At 45.1% G+C, this 18,164-nt stretch carries 14 protein-coding genes; 13 read left to right on the forward strand and 1 reads right to left on the reverse strand.

Annotation, left to right across the window (positions count from 1 at the left end):
• Nucleotides 1–6: 6 nt before the first annotated feature.
• From GY843_RS19805 to GY843_RS19850, 10 genes are all read left to right on the forward strand, one after another.
• A complete protein-coding gene (locus tag GY843_RS19805) occupies nucleotides 7–1,566 on the forward strand; it encodes a type I restriction-modification system subunit M (protein WP_297312259.1) in 1,560 nt (519 codons plus the stop codon).
• Nucleotides 1,563–2,786 (forward strand): restriction endonuclease subunit S, encoded by a 1,224-nt coding sequence (locus tag GY843_RS19810; protein WP_297312260.1) that lies wholly within the window; start codon nucleotides 1,563–1,565, stop codon nucleotides 2,784–2,786. The genes GY843_RS19805 and GY843_RS19810 overlap by 4 nt, the downstream gene beginning before the upstream one ends.
• Nucleotides 2,786–3,991 (forward strand): AAA family ATPase, encoded by a 1,206-nt coding sequence (locus GY843_RS19815; protein ID WP_297312261.1) that lies wholly within the window; start codon nucleotides 2,786–2,788, stop codon nucleotides 3,989–3,991. The genes GY843_RS19810 and GY843_RS19815 overlap by 1 nt, the downstream gene beginning before the upstream one ends.
• An 8-nt stretch (nucleotides 3,992–3,999) precedes the next feature.
• Nucleotides 4,000–7,113, forward strand: a complete 3,114-nt coding sequence (locus GY843_RS19820; RefSeq protein ID WP_297312262.1) for an HsdR family type I site-specific deoxyribonuclease — start codon at nucleotides 4,000–4,002, stop codon at nucleotides 7,111–7,113.
• A 102-nt stretch (nucleotides 7,114–7,215) separates the two neighbouring features.
• On the forward strand, nucleotides 7,216–8,475 hold the full coding sequence (locus GY843_RS19825; RefSeq protein ID WP_297312263.1) for an SIR2 family protein: 1,260 nt from the start codon (nucleotides 7,216–7,218) through the stop codon (nucleotides 8,473–8,475).
• A gap of 12 nt (nucleotides 8,476–8,487) precedes the next feature.
• On the forward strand, nucleotides 8,488–10,227 hold the full coding sequence (locus tag GY843_RS19830) for an ATP-binding protein (RefSeq protein WP_297312264.1): 1,740 nt from the start codon (nucleotides 8,488–8,490) through the stop codon (nucleotides 10,225–10,227).
• A 117-nt stretch (nucleotides 10,228–10,344) separates the two neighbouring features.
• Nucleotides 10,345–12,495: a MobH family relaxase gene (gene mobH / locus GY843_RS19835; protein ID WP_297312265.1), complete on the forward strand. Its 2,151-nt coding sequence runs from the start codon at nucleotides 10,345–10,347 to the stop codon at nucleotides 12,493–12,495.
• Nucleotides 12,496–12,543: 48 nt separating this feature from the next.
• A complete protein-coding gene (gene traD / locus GY843_RS19840) occupies nucleotides 12,544–14,364 on the forward strand; it encodes a conjugative transfer system coupling protein TraD (protein WP_297312266.1) in 1,821 nt (606 codons plus the stop codon).
• Between the two features lie 9 nt (nucleotides 14,365–14,373).
• Complete coding sequence (locus tag GY843_RS19845) at nucleotides 14,374–14,934, forward strand: conjugative transfer protein (protein WP_297312267.1); 561 nt, start codon at nucleotides 14,374–14,376, stop codon at nucleotides 14,932–14,934.
• A complete protein-coding gene (locus GY843_RS19850) occupies nucleotides 14,921–15,556 on the forward strand; it encodes a DUF4400 domain-containing protein (RefSeq protein ID WP_000033756.1) in 636 nt (211 codons plus the stop codon). The genes GY843_RS19845 and GY843_RS19850 overlap by 14 nt, the downstream gene beginning before the upstream one ends.
• Nucleotides 15,557–15,582: 26 nt before the next feature.
• On the opposite strand, the gene GY843_RS19855 is transcribed toward GY843_RS19850, so the two are convergent.
• Nucleotides 15,583–16,170: a plasmid-related protein gene (locus tag GY843_RS19855; RefSeq protein ID WP_177340615.1), complete on the reverse strand. Its 588-nt coding sequence runs from the start codon at nucleotides 16,168–16,170 to the stop codon at nucleotides 15,583–15,585.
• 288 nt (nucleotides 16,171–16,458) lie between these two features.
• Here GY843_RS19855 and traL point away from each other — a divergent pair, with 288 nt between their 5' ends.
• From traL to GY843_RS19870, 3 genes are all read left to right on the forward strand, one after another.
• Nucleotides 16,459–16,740: a type IV conjugative transfer system protein TraL gene (gene traL / locus GY843_RS19860; RefSeq protein WP_000433891.1), complete on the forward strand. Its 282-nt coding sequence runs from the start codon at nucleotides 16,459–16,461 to the stop codon at nucleotides 16,738–16,740.
• Complete coding sequence (locus GY843_RS19865; protein ID WP_000667170.1) at nucleotides 16,737–17,363, forward strand: TraE/TraK family type IV conjugative transfer system protein; 627 nt, start codon at nucleotides 16,737–16,739, stop codon at nucleotides 17,361–17,363. Before traL ends, GY843_RS19865 begins: the two co-directional genes overlap by 4 nt.
• A partial coding sequence (locus tag GY843_RS19870; RefSeq protein WP_367183880.1) for a type-F conjugative transfer system secretin TraK occupies nucleotides 17,344–18,164 on the forward strand: 821 nt, incomplete at its 3' end. The genes GY843_RS19865 and GY843_RS19870, both read left to right, overlap by 20 nt.

Here is an 18,164-nt window from a genome sequence, read left to right on the forward strand (position 1 = left end):
TAACAAATGACAAGTTTACAACAACGTGCCGAACTTCAACGCCAAATATGGGCGATTGCCAACGATGTGCGAGGCTCAGTGGATGGTTGGGATTTCAAGCAATATGTACTGGGTACGCTGTTCTACCGTTTTATCAGTGAAAACTTTGTCAACTACATCACAGGCGGAGATGAGAGCGTTAATTATGCTGCCATGTCTGACGATGACGAAAACATCAAGTTTGCCAAAGAAGATGCCATTAAAACCAAAGGCTATTTTCTTTACCCTAGCCAGTTGTTTAGCAATGTGGCGGCTAATGCACACAAAAACGAAAATTTAAATACGGATTTGGCCGCTATTTTTGCGGCAATCGAAAACTCAGCCAACGGCTATGATTCAGAAAAAGACATCAAAGGCTTGTTTGCGGATTTTGATACCACCAGTAATCGCCTAGGCAATACGGTAGAGGCAAAAAACAAACGCCTAGCTGCGGTGTTAAAAGGCGTGGCAGGTTTAACCTTCGGTAATTTTGAAGACAACCAAATTGATTTATTCGGTGACGCTTACGAGTTCCTGATTTCAAACTACGCGGCTAATGCGGGTAAATCCGGTGGCGAATTTTTCACCCCTCAGCACGTTTCAAAACTCATTGCACAGCTGGCCATGCACGGCCAAACCAGTGTCAATAAAATCTATGACCCTGCGGCGGGCTCCGGCTCGTTGCTGTTACAAGCTAAAAAGCACTTTGATGCGCATATCATTGAAGATGGTTTTTTTGGCCAAGAACTCAACCACACCACCTACAACTTAGCGCGTATGAACATGTTTTTGCACAACATTAACTATGACAAGTTCAATATTCAGTTGGGTGATACCTTAACCGAACCACACTTTTTAGATGACAAACCCTTTGATGCCATTGTCTCTAACCCGCCTTATTCGGTGAAATGGATTGGCAGTGACGACCCAACCCTAATCAACGACGACCGCTTTGCGCCCGCTGGCGTGCTTGCGCCCAAATCAAAAGCCGACTTTGCCTTCGTGCTGCATGCGCTTAGTTACTTATCAAGCAAAGGCCGTGCGGCGATTGTTTGCTTCCCCGGTATTTTTTACCGTGGTGGTGCTGAGCAAAAAATTCGCCAGTACTTGGTTGATAACAACTACGTTGAAACGGTAATTTCATTGGCACCAAACCTGTTTTTTGGCACCACCATTGCCGTGAATATCTTAGTGCTGTCTAAACACAAAACCGACACTACCACCCAGTTTATTGATGCCAGTGGCCTGTTTAAAAAAGAAACCAATAACAACACCCTAAGCAATGAGCACATTGAGCAGATCATCAAGGTGTTTGCCAGCAAAGAGGACGTGGATCACTTTGCAAAATCCGTTGATTTGGATGTTATCGCAGGCAACAGCTACAACCTTTCGGTGAGCAGTTATGTAGAAGCGAAAGATAATCGCGTCGTCACAAACATTACTGAACTCAATCGGGATTTAAAAACAACAGTCGCCAAAATCGATTCGCTTCGCAGTGATATTGACGCCATTGTGGCGGAAATTGAAGGTGAGGAGATTGAAGCATGAGTCATTTAAGCTACATGGAGAAGCTGCTGGATGGGGTTGATGTGGAGTGGCTGCCATTGAAAGAAGTGCTAGTACGCACTAAAGGAACAAAAATAACAGCCGGTCAGATGAAAGTCCTTCACAAGGATGGAGCACCGTTAAAAATTTTTGCAGGAGGCAAAACAGTTGCCTTCGTGGATTTTAACGACATACCTGAAAAGGATGTAAATCGGGAACCGTCGATTATTGTAAAGTCCAGAGGTGTGATTGAGTTCGAGTATTACGAGAAACCGTTCTCACATAAAAGTGAAATGTGGTCGTATTACTCGGATAACGATGCGATCCATATAAAGTTTATTTACCATTTTTTGAAATTGCATGAACGGCACTTTCAAGGCATCGGTAGCCGAATGCAAATGCCGCAAATTGCAACGCCAGATACTGATAAGTTTCTCGTACCCATCCCATGCCCAGATAACCCAGAAAAATCGCTGGCAATACAAGCTGAAATTGTGCGCATTCTTGACGCATTTACCGCCATGACCGCCGAGCTGACCGCCGAGCTTAACATGCGGAAAAAACAATACAACTACTACCGCGACCAGCTGTTAAGTTTTGAACAGGATGAAGTTGAGTGGAAAATTCTAGAGGATGTCGCTTCATTTAGGCGTGGCTCATTTCCTCAGCCCTATGGAAACAGCGAGTGGTATGACGGAGAGAGCTGCATGCCTTTCGTTCAGGTTGCTGATGTTGCTGATTTCGGCTTTACACTTCATCAAACGACGAAGCAGAAGATTTCCAAGCTTGCACAGCCAAAAAGCGTTTTCGTTGAAAAAGGCACGGTTGTCGTTTCTCTGCAAGGTACTATTGGACGCGTTGCTATCACCCAATACGACAGTTACGTGGATAGAACTTTAGCAATATTTACCAGCTACAAAGAAGATATAAATAAAAAATATTTTGCACATCAGCTAAAGGCTAAATTTGATAAAGAAAAAGAATTCGCCAGAGGAAGTACTTTGAAAACGATTACTAAGGCGGAGTTTTCGAAGTTCCAAATACCTATACCATCAATTGAAAAACAGAACCGCATTGTTTCCATTTTAGATAAATTTGATGTATTGACTCACTCAATTCAAGAGGGGCTTCCACGCGAAATTGAATTGCGTCAAAAGCAATACGAATACTACCGAGACCTGTTGTTGAGCTTCCCGAAATCTCATCCAGATGAGGCAGCTTAATGAGTAAAACGCTAACGGAAATAGCAGAGTTGTTGCAAGCGTCCGATAAAAAGGTGCAGTTGTTCTATGCCTTTAATGGCACGGGTAAAACGCGTTTGTCGCGTGAATTTAAAGAGATCATCGCGCCAAAGGAAGATGGACTGGATGATCTTGATGGTGGAGAGCAAGCGCCACTGTCGCGCCACAAGATTTTATATTACAACGCGTTTACAGAAGACTTGTTTTACTGGGATAACGACTTAGATGCTGATGCAGAGCCGAAGCTAAAAATCCAACCCAATACGTTTACCGATTGGATTTTGCAAGACCAAGGGCAAGACATGAACGTGATCAGCACGTTCCAGCGCTATGCCAACGATAAACTAACGCCACGATTTAATCCGCAATACACGGCTAAAGACAAAGACGGAAAAGATGTTACCGTCAAAGCCTTTTCTGAGGTGACGTTTTCACATCAAGGTGGTGATGATGAACCGGATAGAAAAATTAAAATATCAAAGGGTGAAGAAAGTAACTTTATTTGGAGTATTTTTTATTCATTGCTCGAACAGGTGATTAGCATCTTAAATGTACCTGAAGATGCTGGCCGCGAAACTGACCAGTTTAACCAATTACAATATGTGTTCATTGATGACCCAGTGAGCTCGTTAGATGACAACCATCTAATAGAGTTGGCTGTTGATTTAGCTCGTTTAATTAAGTCGAGTGATTTCGCTATTTCTGGTCTTAAGTTCATCATCACCACTCATAATCCGCTTTTTTATAATGTTTTGCATAACGAGTTTAATCGAGCACCCAAGTTCGTTTTGCGCAAGCTCGATGATGGTAAGCATGACCTGATTGAGCAAGAAAATGATTCTCCCTTCTCGTATCACCTGCATTTAAAGAATGAGTTAATGAAAGCGGCAGACTCAGGCGATATCCACAAATACCATTTTAATTTTTTGCGAAATGTACTCGAAAAAACCTCAACGTTTTTGGGGTACGAAGAGTGGGGGGAGCTGTTGCCCGGTGTCAAAGGTAATAGGGCTACGGGGCAAGTAAACCCCTATGCACGGGTAATTAATTTATATAACCATGCAAAACACGCAGGCCATGAAGTGGCCGAAGTCGAAGAAGATCATAAGCGCGTCTTTAAGTTTCTAGTGAAAGAGATCGACAATATTTATAAAGGCATGCGCACTCAACAAGGGGCACAGGCTTAGGAATAGATATGGCAGAATACAAAGCAATCGCAGAGTCTAAAAATTACATTGTTTTAGATAAATACACACGCCAAGAGCAAGTTGCTGAGGGCTACCAGAGCGAAGGTGATTTAGAACGTGAGTTGATTCAGGATCTAAGCAACCAGGGCTATGAATATTTACCTGCTCTGACGACACCAGACGCCATGCTGGCGAATGTGCGCAAGCAGCTACAAGCCCTCAATAAGGTCCAGTTTACTGATGCCGAGTGGGCTCGCTTTTGCGAGCATTACTTAAACACCCCAAGCGATAATATTCTTGATAAAACTCGCAAGGTGCACAGTGACTATATCTTCGATTTTGTCTTCGATGATGGTCATATCGAAAACATCTACCTGTTCGACAAGAAAACCATTGCTCGCAACAAAGTGCAGGTCATTAAGCAGTTTGAGCAAACGGGAAGCCATGCCAACCGTTACGATGTGACGATTTTGGTCAATGGTTTGCCTTTGGTGCAAATTGAACTGAAAAAGCGTGGTGTGGCGATCCGTGAGGCATTTAATCAAATTCATAGGTACAGCAAAGAGAGCTTTAATGCAGAGAACTCGTTGTACAAGTTCTTGCAGCTTTTCGTGATCTCTAATGGCACCGACACGCGCTATTTTGCCAATACCACTAAACGAGACAAAAACAGCTTCGATTTTACGATGAACTGGGCGAAGTCAGACAATACGCTGATCAAGGATTTAAAAGACTTTACCGCCACTTTTTTCCAGAAAGAGACCTTGCTTGAAGTGATCTTGCGTTACTCGGTGTTTGACGTCAGCAATACCTTACTGGTGATGCGTCCCTACCAGATTGCCGCTACAGAGCGCATTTTATGGAAGATAAAGAGCGCGTTTAATGCTAAGAACTGGAGCAACACCGAGAGCGGTGGATACATTTGGCACACTACCGGTTCAGGAAAAACACTCACCAGCTTTAAAGCGGCACGTTTGGCCACCGATTTAGACTGTATAGATAAAGTCTTTTTTGTGGTGGACAGAAAAGACCTCGACTATCAGACCATGAAAGAGTATCAGCGGTTCTCGCCTGATAGTGTGAACGGTTCAGACAGTACGGCAGGGCTTAAGAGTAACCTGGACAAAGACGATAACAAGATTGTCGTCACCACAATCCAAAAGCTCAATAATTTAATTAAAAGTGAAAGCGATTTAGCTATCTACAACAAGCAGGTTGTCTTTATTTTTGATGAGTGTCATCGAAGCCAATTCGGTGAAGCGCAGAAAAACCTGAAGAAGAAATTCAAAAAGTACTACCAGTTTGGCTTTACCGGTACGCCAATTTTCCCTGAAAACGCCTTGGGTGCTGAAACCACGGGCACCGTGTTTGGCCAGCAGTTGCACACTTATGTGATCACTGATGCCATTCGTGATGAAAAAGTACTCAAGTTCAAAGTGGACTATAACGATGTTCGTCCGCAATTTAAGAGCATTGAGACTGAGCAGGATGAAAAGAAGCTCAGTGCCGCCGAGAATAAGAAAGCGTTCTTACATCCAATGCGCATTCGTGAAATCTCGCAGTATATTCTGAGCCATTTTAACCAGAAAACGCATCGAGCCTATTCTGGCGCGAAAGGGTTTAACGCCATGTTTGCGGTCAGTAGTGTTGATGCGGCTAAAGCATATTGTGAAACCTTTAAAACATTGCAGGCCGAGGCCGAAAATGGACCCACAAGTAAGCCTCTGCGCATAGCGACTATCTTCTCATTTGCTGCCAATGAAGAGCAGGACGCCATTGGTGATATTTTAGATGAGAGTTTTGAAGTCAGTGCCATGAACAGCAGCGCAAAAGAATTTTTGAGCGCCGCGATTAACGATTACAACGCCATGTTTAAATCTAACTATGGCGTGGACAGTAATGGCTTCCAGAACTACTACCGTGACCTTGCCCAGCGTGTTAAGAATCAAGAAATAGATCTGCTCATCGTGGTGGGTATGTTTTTAACTGGCTTTGATGCGCCCACGCTTAACACCTTGTTTGTTGATAAGAATTTGCGCTATCACGGCTTGATGCAGGCATTTTCTCGCACTAATCGCATTTATGATGCGACGAAGACCTTTGGCAATATTGTTACCTTCCGTGATTTGGAGCAGGCAACCATTGATGCCATTACTTTGTTTGGTGACAAAAACACCAAAAACGTGGTGTTGGAGAAGAGCTACAAAGAATACATGGAAGGCTTTAACGATATTGCTACTGGCCAAGCGCGTCGAGGTTTTGTTGATATCGTCAAAGAGCTGCAAGAACGCTTTCCAAACCCAGAAAATATTGAAAAAGAACAAGATAAAAAGGAATTTGCCAAGCTGTTTGGTGAATACCTAAAAGCAGAAAATATTTTGCAAAACTACGATGAGTTTGCTGGATTAAAAGCACTGCAAAGCTTAGATACCAGTGATGAACAAGCTGTTGAAAAGTTCAAGTCAAAGTACTATCTGGACGATGCAGACATCGAGGCAATGCAAACCATTGATATGCCAAGCGAGCGTGCTATTCAAGATTATCGCTCTACCTACAACGATACCCGTGACTGGTTGCGACGCGATAAAGAAGGTCAGGACAAAGATAAGTCAACGGTAGACTGGGACGATGTGGTCTTTGAAGTTGATTTGCTTAAATCTCAGGAAATCAACCTCGACTACATTCTTGAACTGATTTTTGATCACAATAAGAAGAACAAGAGCAAAGAAGGCTTGATTGAAGAAGTCCGCCGTATGATCCGCGGTAGCCTTGGCAATAGAGCGAAAGAGAGCTTGGTGGTTGATTTTATTAACCAGACAAACCTAGATGAGATCAATGACAAAGCCAGCATTATCGACGCTTTCTTCAAGTTCGCCCAGGCGGAGCAGAAGCGCGAAGCCGATGCCATCATTGCCTCTGAAAAGCTCAATGTCGATGCTGCCAAACGCTATATTTCGTCATCACTCAAACGTGAGTACGCCTCTGAAAATGGCACTGCACTTAATGAGGCGCTGCCCAAACTTAGCCCATTGAACCCACAGTACCGGACCCAGAAGCAAACGGTTTTTCAGAAAATAGCCGCTTTTGTTGAAAAATTCAAAGGTGTGGGTGGGCAGATATAAGTGTTATTACGTGCTGTTCAGGAACGAAGTTAAATAGCACAAGCGTCTGAAATTTATTGGTTTCTAGGCTGGTTGTCTTTTACGTGGAAGGTGAATTAAAAAATGGAAAATGAAAACATAGTAAGGTTTTTGTCATCAGACATAAAAAGGAACTCCGCGTCTTCGAAGAGAGAGCCAATCGAAATTGATCTTTCTAATGATGACTTAGATGACGAGCTGGCCACATTTTTTCGTTTTATCAATAAAGTTTTAGATACTGATAACTTAGTCATACTGGCTGGTTCAGGCACGTCTTTAACATTTAATAAGCCTTCTCAGCAGAACCAAGCGCCTATTGCTCCAAGTATGTGGCACCTTTGGGATTATTGTAATAAAGCAGATGAGAATCTTTTCCAATTGGTTTTGAAGGCAACAAATTATGATGCTCTTCAAAAACATCGTGAAGCAAATGGAGATGCAAAGCCAGACATTGAACTATTATTGTCTCTTTGCGATTCCTCTTTAGCCGTTGGGAACCTTTCAAATCAAAGAACTAATCAAGTAAGTAAATTCCTTGAGCAAGCCAAAAACATAATTTTAGCTAAAACCACCTTTACTGAAACGATCCCTGAATCAGACTGGGTTAGTCATGATAAATTTATGCGTGCAGTAGGTAGAAGGAGTGCTCAGCAACAACGACTTAAACTATTCACGACTAATTATGACTTGGCTTTTGAGCACGCTGCATCAAATACTGGTTTTGTTGTTATTGATGGTTTTGAGTTTTCTAACCCCTCTTTTTTTAATCCTATGTGGTTCAAGTATGACATAGTGAACCGTGGGCACTCTCAGAGCAGTGAAGGCGCATACATATCCAATGTGGTTCAGCTATATAAGATGCATGGCTCTGTGGACTGGAGAAAATTTAACGGCAGAGTTAGAAAGCTAGGTGCTGATAGCAAAATTGGTGAACCTGTTTTTATCTATCCAAGCAGTAGCAAATATCAGACATCTTATGATTCTCCTTACTTAGATATGATGACTTCTTTTTTGGAAGTAGTTAAACAACCAAAAACGGCTGTACTGTGCCTAGGTTTTGGTTTTAATGATAAGCATATAAATAATGCGCTGACTATGGCGCTTAGGACTAACCCTGAGTTTATGCTGATGGTTGCAACGAAAGACCCATTCAGTGTAACGGGTTCATTCAATGATGAGATTAGGAATCTGCTAATGGCAGCTATTGACCATGGGGATGGCAGAATCGCAATAATGGATTCAACGTTTAAACAGTTTTCTAGTCTGCTACCTGAACGAAGATCAACAACTCCTGAGGACGAACTCTTCAAAGCATTTGAAAAAATCACTGCGAGTATTAAATAAGGGAGACTATTCATGGAGCGGAAAAAGTGGTTTTCCCCTTACGATCCAACAAGACGGATTGGTAGCGTCATTAGCGTATCTGCAACCGAGCTTATCATTAACTTATCTAAAGCGGGATCTGGTGAGCCCAGTTGGTCATTCGGAAATCGAATAGCCGCTGGAGAAGTAAATGAATTTGTATTCATCGACATAGGTGAAACAGCGATACTTGGGCGCTTAGTGAAAGTGTGGATTGAGGGGGGAGAGAGATTAAGTGTTGACGGTTTGGCTGATAAACCATCCGAAAATCATCCAATTGGACTTGTTCAATTATTGGTGAGTTTGAACCCAGCTAATGGTCGTAACTACAAAGGAATTAAGCAGCATCCGAGATTAGGTAGCCAAATATATTCAGCTCACCCGTATCTGGTATCAATAATCGCTGAAGGTAAACAAGATGAGGAGCCTGGCCAAATCCATTTACCGTTAGCTTCACTTCCGCATGATGAATCCGTAACTGTTCACGTTACCCCTGAGAAATTGTTTTCACGCCATTGCGCTATTTTAGGAGCAACAGGTGGCGGGAAAAGTTACTCGATGACAAACATCATCGAGCAAGTGACTAAGGCCGGAGGAAAAGCAATTATTATTGACCCCACGGGGGAATATGAGTCACTTGGCTGTGATAGTTACTATGTTGGGAATCATGCAAAAGCAACTCCATTTAATCAGTTAACTTTTCCACATTGGCAGTTTACAGACTCGGATATTCGAGCATTTTTAAGGCCTTCAGCGCAAAGCCAAGCGCCTAAACTGGAGGCTGCTATCGAGAGTCAGAAAATAGTGTGGCAATTTTGGCAGAAACAAAATCATGGCCTTGATATCAATGCAAATTATCTTTTGAACAAATCTGGGCAAGCAAAGGCTCCTTACGAAGCTGCTCTATTATCTATGAATAGCTCTATCCAGACAGCTCCATGGATGTTTAAAAACATTGCAGACCAGATTGTAAACGAGTGTGTGTGGCCCAATGGCGGTAATGCTAATAATCCTAACCCCACTATTTGGGGCGGTAGAGCTGATAATGATGTTGGCCACTGTTTAAACCTGATAGCTCGGATTAAAGCCTATTCAAACAACCCCAATTTAAAATGGATGATTGACCCGGATGATAAATTAAAGACATTACCTAATCTTATTGATGATTTCTGTTCGCCAATAAGTAGCAATAATGTGCTGAGATTAGATCTTTCTGAAGTTCCATTTGAAGCAAACTCAAGAGAAATACTTGTTAATGCCATTGGTAGAAAGTTGTTATCTGTAGCCAGGCAAGGTGCAATAAATCATGGTGCACCTCTATTAGTATTTATTGATGAAGCTCATCAATTTCTCAATAAGCGAATTGGTGAAGAAACGAACAGGTTTGAGTTGGATGCCTTTGGAAATATTGCTAAAGAAGGTAGAAAGTATGGTTTAAATACCATCATTGCTACTCAGCGACCACGTGACATTCCTGAAGATGTTTTAAGTCAGATTGGTACACTTATTGTACATAGGTTGACCAATCAGCTGGACCAAGAAATTGTAAAAAAGGCTGTTGGCGCTATTGATCAACGTTCAGCGTCTTTTCTCCCTGTCTTGGGTCAAGGAGAAGCGTTGTTGTTAGGAGTCGATTTCCCATTTCCTATGACTGTGAAAATGAAACGTCCTGCAAATGCGCCAACTTCGAAAAGCGCTGGCTTTTCTAAAAGTTGGAAACCTTTGCAAAATTAGTTTCAATTGAGACAAAACTGCTTCGCCACTTCCTAGTCAAATAGGTGCGGTTCTTTTACATCTAATCCACCGCCGGTGAGTTTATGAACCTTCACACTATCGTGTCGGAGGTTCACTATGTTCAAAAACCTATTTTTTCAAGCCAAAGCACTACCAGAACTGTCATCGCAACTGGATGCAGAAATCCCACGCTACCCGCCATTCCTGAAGGGGTTGCCAGCTGCGTCCCCCGAGGATTTGCAGTCCACACAAGACGAGCTAATTGCCAAACTGCGCCAGGTACTTGGCTTTAATCAGCGTGATTTTCAACGGTTGATTCAGCCCTGTATTGACCATCTGGCTGCTTACGTTCACTTGTTGCCAGCTTCTGAGCATCATCATCACAGTGGTGCTGGTGGTTTATTACGTCATTCGTTGGAAGTTGCTTTCTGGGCGGCACAAGCAGCTGAAGGGATCATCTTTGTTGCCAGTGGCACCCCGGTTGAGAAAAAAGAGCTGGAACCAAGGTGGCGTGTTGCCGCGGCATTAGGCGGTTTGTTCCATGATATTGGTAAGCCTGTTTCAGACCTGTCCATCACGGACGAAGATGGACGCTATCAGTGGAACCCTTTTTTAGAAACATTATCCCAGTGGACCACAAATAACAGTATTGAACGCTATTTCATTCGCTGGCGCGATGGACGGTGCAAGCGACACGAGCAATTTTCAATTCTGGTGTTAAACCGGGTGATGACACCTGAGTTGCTCGCCTGGTTAACTCAACCTGGCCCTGAAATTTTGCAAGCCATGCTGGAAGCAATTGGCAATACCGATCCCGAGCATGTCCTGTCTAAACTGGTCATTGAAGCTGACCAAACCAGTGTCCAGCGAGATCTGAAAGCTCAACGAATTTCCGTTGACGACAATGCCCTTGGAGTCCCAGTCGAACGCTATCTACTTGATGCCATGAGGCGATTGCTTGCCAGTTCCCAGTGGTTAGTTAATCAGCGAGATGCCAGAGTCTGGGTACGAAAATCGAATCAATCAACCAATCTTTACCTGGTCTGGAAAAGTGCAGCTAAGGACATCATTGAGCTATTGGCCAAAGACAAGATACCAGGCATACCAAGAGATCCCGATACCCTTGCGGACATCCTCATTGAGCGAGGATTGGCCACGAAATCCGCCTCAAATGAGCGATATGAAAGCTTTGCCCCTCAAGTGCTGATCAAAGACGGCAAGCCAATCTGGCTACCCATGCTGCATATATCTGAGGCCGATTTATTGTTCAGCTCGAATGTACCAAGTGGTGTGACACTGTTTTACAAATCTGAGTGGGAAGCAACACAGCAAACACGAGCAGAGCCACAGAGTCGCTCCAGTGAGCAGCCAGGCTTGCCTGAAGCGTCATCATCAATCGAACTCAGTAATTCGGCTGAGTCGCCATCGTCAAAATCGTCCGACCAAGATGATGAACTTCGTCATGCCAGTGATGTTAATCACCTTCAGGCAAATGAAAATGCTCCAGGTGATGAATGTGAAAAGCCTAACAACTCATATGATGGCGCTATCTCAAATAACGTAAACCAGCACGATGCAGAAGCATTGAATCTGCCTGAATCTTTGGCATGGCTCCCAGAGGCCAGTAGTGCGTTGGTTATGGTTGATGAACAGATACTGATCCGCTATCCCGATGCCGTAAGACCTTGGTGTGCCCCCCGAAAACTACTTGCTGAACTCAGTCGATTAGATTGGCTTGAACTAGATCCGGCAAACCCGACACGTAAGGCCAGAACGGTGACTACGAATGATGGCGTTCAGGAGCAAGGGTTGCTGCTAAAAGTGTCAGTTTCGAAAGGGCTAACTGCACTGATAGACCTCTCCAAACAAGACGAAGAACCGGCGGCAGCAATTCAGAACGAAGAGGCTTCACAGCGTCCTAGTCGAACTGAGACAGCCAATGCCCAAGCAAAAGAGCCCGCCACAAGAGCGGAACGTAAGCAAAAGCCGATTGCGGCCAATGCGAACTCAAGTACAGACCCCAAACACGCGCAGCGGCAACAGATGGTTAATTTTGTGAAAGATTTGCCCATCTTACTGACCGATGGCGATTACCCAGACGTGGATCATAGTGCCGATGGTATTCGCGTCACGATTCAAACCTTACGCCAAGTCGCCAATGAGCATGGCATTCCAGCCGGACAGCTGCTTCGGGGGATCTCGGCCAGTGACCAATGCCAGTTTGATGAGGGGGAAACGGTTCTGTTTACCGCTCACGCTAAACGTTAATCCATTTGAAGTTAAGCGGATTGTAAACGGTTATTTTGCGGAGCATGAATGAAAGAAAACGCATACGAGATGCCCTGGCGCACGAACTATGAAGCCATGGCAGCAGCAGGTTGGCTGGTTGGGGCAACTGGGGCAATTGCCGCAGAAATGCTGACAGAGTTACCACCTGAGCCATTTTGGTGGATGACAGGGATTTCCTCGGGCATGGCGTTGTATCGCCTTCCTGAGGCTTACCGTCTTTATAAATTACAGAAGGGGCTAAAAGGCAAACCATTGGCATTTATGGAGCTGTCGCATTTGCAAAAGGTGATGGCAAAACATCCTGATGAATTGTGGTTAGGGTATGGCTTTGAGTGGGATCAACGTCATGCCCAACGCGCTTATGAAATCCTAAAGCGGGATAAGCAAACCTTGCTTAACCAAGGTCACGGCAAGCAAATGGGTTCAACCTGGATTCATGGTGTTGAGCCCAAAGAAGAAGATGTGTACCAGCCAGTTGGTCACACTGAGGGGCATACCTTAATAGTTGGTACGACCGGTGCCGGAAAAACCCGATGCTTTGATGCGATGATCACTCAGGCCATTTTGCGTAATGAAGCCGTGATTATTATTGATCCTAAGGGAGACAAGGAACTTAAGGATAATGCGCAACGAGCCTGTATTGCCGCCGGTAGTCCTGAGCGCTTTGTGTATTTTCATCCGGGGTTTCCAGAGCATTCAGTACGACTTAATCCCCTGAGGAACTTTAACCGGGGTACTGAAATCGCCAGCCGAATTGCGGCACTAATCCCATCCGAAACCGGTGCTGATCCATTTAAAGCCTTTGGCCAAATGGCACTGAATAACATCGTGCAAGGTCTGTTGATTACGTCACAACGTCCTGATCTGAAAACACTGAGACGATTCTTGGAAGGTGGCCCAGAAGGCTTGGTAGTAAAAGCCGTCACAGCCTGGGGGGAGCAGGTGTATCCGAACTTTAGTGTGGAGATCAAGCGCTTTACCGAAAAGGCCAATACCTTGGCTAAACAAGCCATGGCGATGCTACTTTTTTACTACGAACGCATTCAGCCCGTTGCCGCCAATACTGATTTAGAGGGGCTATTGAGTATGTTTGAACATGATAGAACCCACTATTCCAAGATGGTGGCCTCACTGATGCCGGTACTCAATATGCTCACATCAAGTGAACTAGGCCCATTGCTATCACCGATTGCAAACGATGTGGATGACAGCCGGTTAATTACGGATTCTGGCCGTATTATCAACAATGCCCAAGTGGCCTATATCGGCTTGGATTCATTGACCGACGCCATGGTTGGCAGCGCCATTGGTTCGTTGCTTTTATCCGATCTCACCGCCGTGGCCGGTGACCGCTATAACTATGGTGTTGAAAATCGTCCCGTAAATATCTTCATCGATGAGGCTGCTGAAGTCGTCAACGATCCCTTCATTCAACTGCTCAACAAAGGCCGTGGCGCAAAAATGCGTTGTGTAATTGCTACTCAGACCTTTGCTGACTTTGCAGCTCGTACAGGCAGTGAAGCTAAGGCTCGCCAGGTGTTAGGTAACATCAACAACCTGATAGCCCTTCGGGTGATGGACGCCGAAACGCAGCAGTACATAACTGACAATCTGCCTAAGACTCGGTTGCAGTACATCATGCAAACTCAAGGTATGTCGTCCAACTCGGACAGCCCCGCGTTATTTACCGGCAATCATGGCGAACGCTTGATGGAGGAAGAAGGCGATATGTTTCCACCGCAGTTATTAGGCCAGCTACCTAACCTGGAGTACATCGCCAAGCTTTCAGGCGGCCGCGTGATCAAAGGTCGAATTCCTATTTTAACCAGCTCTACACAGGCAGCATAAGGAGTCTGTATGCATCATTCTGTCTGTCTGAAAATGACAACACTTACCAGTAAAGAAATGCTCGCTCAGTGGCAGCAACATAACCCCCAGTTCAAGGAAACCTTAAGACTGCTTGAAACCGACTGGCCTCATGCTTTGGCCTCGGTGTATTGCTTGGCGGACTATTTAACAGAGGCGCTCACGTTAGATGGCCATTCCATCTTTGATTTGTGTCTGTGTAATGGCTTGGGCAGTTATGACGAAGTCAGTTGTGATGATGATAGTGTACGCCTTTGGCATTTCATTGAGGCACTGACCTGGACTGCCGCCAGTGCTTTAACAGGGATTCGCCTGCGTGATCCTGACCATTTCGAGTGGGCCGCTGTGGATGGTGTCTATTTCCACTCCTGGATTCGTAATCGTCCAAATCGGATAACGTATTTGGCAGAAGGACGCATCGAGGTGCGTTATGTCAGTGGTCATACGACGACAAAGCGGCTTCAACAAGTGCTTAAAGCCCGGATTATGACGCCAACCGTTGCAGCCATGCTGGCGCGAGTTGAAGAGGATGTTTGGCATGAGCAAGCATAAGTCGGTTTGGCTGCTGTGTCTGGCACTGATGCTGGAGATTATTGCCATTGGCGTGTTAGTGCCCGGTGATTGGACTGGCCGGGTCATCAGTAAAGAGAAGCAGATGATCCAAAACCAATTGGGCGCACAAACAAGCTATTGGATTGGTCAAACTAGCCATCGCTGGTATCAATCATGGGTTGTGGATACGCAGATGGAGCAATCTGTGCGAGATTTTCTAATCCCCACTGAAGAGCAGCGACTGCGCTCTAAAGGGATGGAGAACATGGGAGGCTTTTGGTTTGTCTGGGTAGAAGACCGTATTCAGGCATTTTTTGATGTGTTGTACCAAGTGTTCACTCGATTTGCTTTACTGATGGTCTGGTTGCCCTTTGCGCTTATTCTCATGTTACCGGCGTTGTGGGATGGCTTAATGACCTGGAAGATTAAGAAGACAACCTTTGATTTTTCGAGCCCTATCATTCACCGCTACAGCATGATTATCCTGGGTTCAGGCGTCATCTTGCTGTTTATGGGATTGTTCGCCCCGCTGGCTATTCCACCGGTGGTACTACCGTCGATGATCATCGGCTTGGCATTGATGGCAGGGTTGGCGTTAAGTCACTTGCAGAAGAAGATATGAGGCCAGTTGGGCCTCATCTTGTAGAGCTAAAACCTTACGCCTACGGTATTGCCGTTCTCGTCTTCAGCAGGCAAATGGTAAGTATCAATAAGGTGGCCTTGAAGCCAAATATATTGAGGCATCCAAAACGAGTACTGTCGTATAAGAGCCAATACTTCTTTTAACGGTTTGTTTGCATGAGGCTCGGCAATACGAAAGTACATGAATGAGCAATAATCTCGAAAATACTCATGAAGCTCTGAATCCGATAGCGTTTCTTTTAGCGGCCTGTTTTGTTCGTCGTCCTCATCAGGGGAATTGGCATAAATTTCAAATAGCTGCTTTTCAGTGAGCATCTCCAAGAAGTGGTCTTCAATTAAAACCCCATCACTGGTATCGACGTCCATACCATCTTTGACATCAAAAGCCATGACACATCCAGAAGATAACGCCACTTCTGATGGTTTCAGTAAGTCATTAGCTAGCACAACTTGATGCCAATGATTAAAACCAGCAGATACTGCAACTTCATCGAGTGCTTGAGTGTGTGGAATGGATTTTTCACGTTTAAGCTTTCGTGCTTTTTGCTTTAAACGTTCAACCGAGGCAGAGGAAATGATTTTAGTAATTTGCATTGAGTTTCTCCTATTAGCGAATACGGTGCCCACTGCCGAGGTCGCAGAAAAAACCTAAGCAAAAAATAAATTTGATATGCATGTCGTCCCGTCCGGGTTTGCTAAAGTGGGCAGCTGGTCTCGACACGACCAATAACCCCATCATATCAACCGCATCAAAAAGATCAATTGTTAGTATTGTCTGAGTAGAACCCTCAAAACCTTCAAGAATTCGGCATCTAGCTGACCACTGAAGCTGCCAATCCCGAGGCATCCTTCACTTCTCAATTCAAACAACGAGGAGTGACTATGGAACCTGTGAGTATTCCGTCCTATATCGATGATCCGCCGCACTTCCTGCTTTGGAGTGCCGATGAGATGGCTCCCATTCTGTTGGGGCTAGTGATCGGCATTTTTACCGGTAATGCCTTGGTTTTATGCCTGTTGGGGTTGGTGACAACCAAACTCTATCGGCGTTTTCGTGATGGTCGCCCAGATGGTTTTATTCTTCACGCCATCTACTGGGCCGGACTGTTGCCAACCAAAGCCAAGACGATCCCTAACCCATTTATCAGGAGCTATCTGCCGTGAAGTTCGACGTGTTTTTAAAATCATGGCAAGGCACGCAATTAGAGAACCGATGGCAACGGTTCCTGATTGCGGTGCTGGTGCTATCTAACTTGCTGCTTGCGGTAGCGGCATTTTCTCGCAATACCGTGGTAGCTATTCAACCACCAACCTTGTCTGAAACGGCTGAAGTGTCACGAAACCAAGCCACTCAACCTTACCTTGAATCCTGGGGACTCTACCTGGCTGAGCTTATGGGCAACGTGACGCCGGGTAATGTGTCTTTCATCCGGGTTGCCATTGAGCCGCTGCTTTCACCTGCGGTGTACCAGCAAGTGGTCGATGCACTGGAGATTCAGGCAAGACAAATCCGCGAAGACAGGGTCACGCTCAAATTCCAACCCAGACAAGTGGAGTATGAGTATGAAACCGGCCATGTCTTTGTGACCGGTTATTCCTTGGTCTCTGGACCATCTGGAGATGAACAGCGCCAAACTCGCACCTATGAGTTTGATATCGATATTGAGCAATACCGTCCAAAGCTCAGTTGGATGGATACGTATGAGGGGCAAGCTAGAACGAAGCGAGTTCGTGAAAAGTTGACCCAAGAGCAAAACCGGAGGGTGAATGATGCGAACCAAAATTAGTCGATGGATAACACCAAGCTTAATCGCAATGAGCTTGAGTGGCGTCCTGTTATCTCAAGCGTCGTATGCAGACGTGGAATTGCCGATTGTGCCAGCCAGTGTGATGAAGCAGTCTGCTACTGCAAATCCACCGGTTCAAACCAATACGGTTTCAACGGATGTGCCAACAATGCTACTGATGACACCGGGGGTTAATGAACTGATCCCTGTAGCTCTTGGTCATCTGAATCGGATTGTGACGCCGTTTGAATCGCCTCAGGTGAGAACAACCAGTGATGCTCAGACGCAAATCAAGGGGAATGTTGTATATGTGGCCACGGACAACGAATCACCGGTTTCACTTTACATCACTCCGCCTGGTCAGGAAGCGCCCGCATTATCAGTCACCTTAGTACCTCGTCGTATTCCACCGCGTGAAATCACCTTAGCTATTGATGGTCAGCAGTGGCCTATTAAGGGCGTCGTGAACCGAAAAGCCGCCACTTGGGAAACGGCTCAACCATACGTCGATAGCTTACGTGACTTACTCAGAAGCCTTGCAGTAAATGAGTTACCACAAGGCTATGACATCCGTTTAGCTGACCAAACTGACACAAGCCCGAAATGTTTTCAGCCGGGCTTAAAGTTTGGTTTTAAGCATGGGCAAATTGTGACGGGACATTACTTCACAGTCTATGTAGGACTGGTTGAAAGCTTTGCCGATGAGCCGATAGAAGCCAGTGAAATAGCCTGTCATGCACCAGATATAGTGGCAAGCGCTTACTGGCCTCGCAATATCTTGTTGCCGGGTGAAAAGACTGA

The organism is Neptuniibacter sp. (genome assembly GCF_024231755.1).
Lineage (GTDB): Bacteria > Pseudomonadota > Gammaproteobacteria > Pseudomonadales > Balneatricaceae > Neptuniibacter.

Excerpts from the sequence above, each read along its gene's own strand:
- GY843_RS19805 (WP_297312259.1), top strand. The coding sequence starts at position 7 with ATGACAAGTTTACAACAACGTGCCGAACTTCAACGCCAAATATGGGCG.
- GY843_RS19810 (WP_297312260.1), top strand. The coding sequence starts at position 1,563 with ATGAGTCATTTAAGCTACATGGAGAAGCTGCTGGATGGGGTTGATGTG.
- GY843_RS19815 (WP_297312261.1), top strand. The coding sequence starts at position 2,786 with ATGAGTAAAACGCTAACGGAAATAGCAGAGTTGTTGCAAGCGTCCGAT.
- GY843_RS19820 (WP_297312262.1), top strand. The coding sequence starts at position 4,000 with ATGGCAGAATACAAAGCAATCGCAGAGTCTAAAAATTACATTGTTTTA.
- GY843_RS19825 (WP_297312263.1), top strand. The coding sequence starts at position 7,216 with ATGGAAAATGAAAACATAGTAAGGTTTTTGTCATCAGACATAAAAAGG.
- GY843_RS19830 (WP_297312264.1), top strand. The coding sequence starts at position 8,488 with ATGGAGCGGAAAAAGTGGTTTTCCCCTTACGATCCAACAAGACGGATT.
- mobH (WP_297312265.1), top strand. The coding sequence starts at position 10,345 with ATGTTCAAAAACCTATTTTTTCAAGCCAAAGCACTACCAGAACTGTCA.
- traD (WP_297312266.1), top strand. The coding sequence starts at position 12,544 with ATGAAAGAAAACGCATACGAGATGCCCTGGCGCACGAACTATGAAGCC.
- GY843_RS19845 (WP_297312267.1), top strand. The coding sequence starts at position 14,374 with ATGCATCATTCTGTCTGTCTGAAAATGACAACACTTACCAGTAAAGAA.
- GY843_RS19850 (WP_000033756.1), top strand. The coding sequence starts at position 14,921 with ATGAGCAAGCATAAGTCGGTTTGGCTGCTGTGTCTGGCACTGATGCTG.
- GY843_RS19855 (WP_177340615.1), bottom strand. The coding sequence starts at position 16,170 with ATGCAAATTACTAAAATCATTTCCTCTGCCTCGGTTGAACGTTTAAAG.
- traL (WP_000433891.1), top strand. The coding sequence starts at position 16,459 with ATGGAACCTGTGAGTATTCCGTCCTATATCGATGATCCGCCGCACTTC.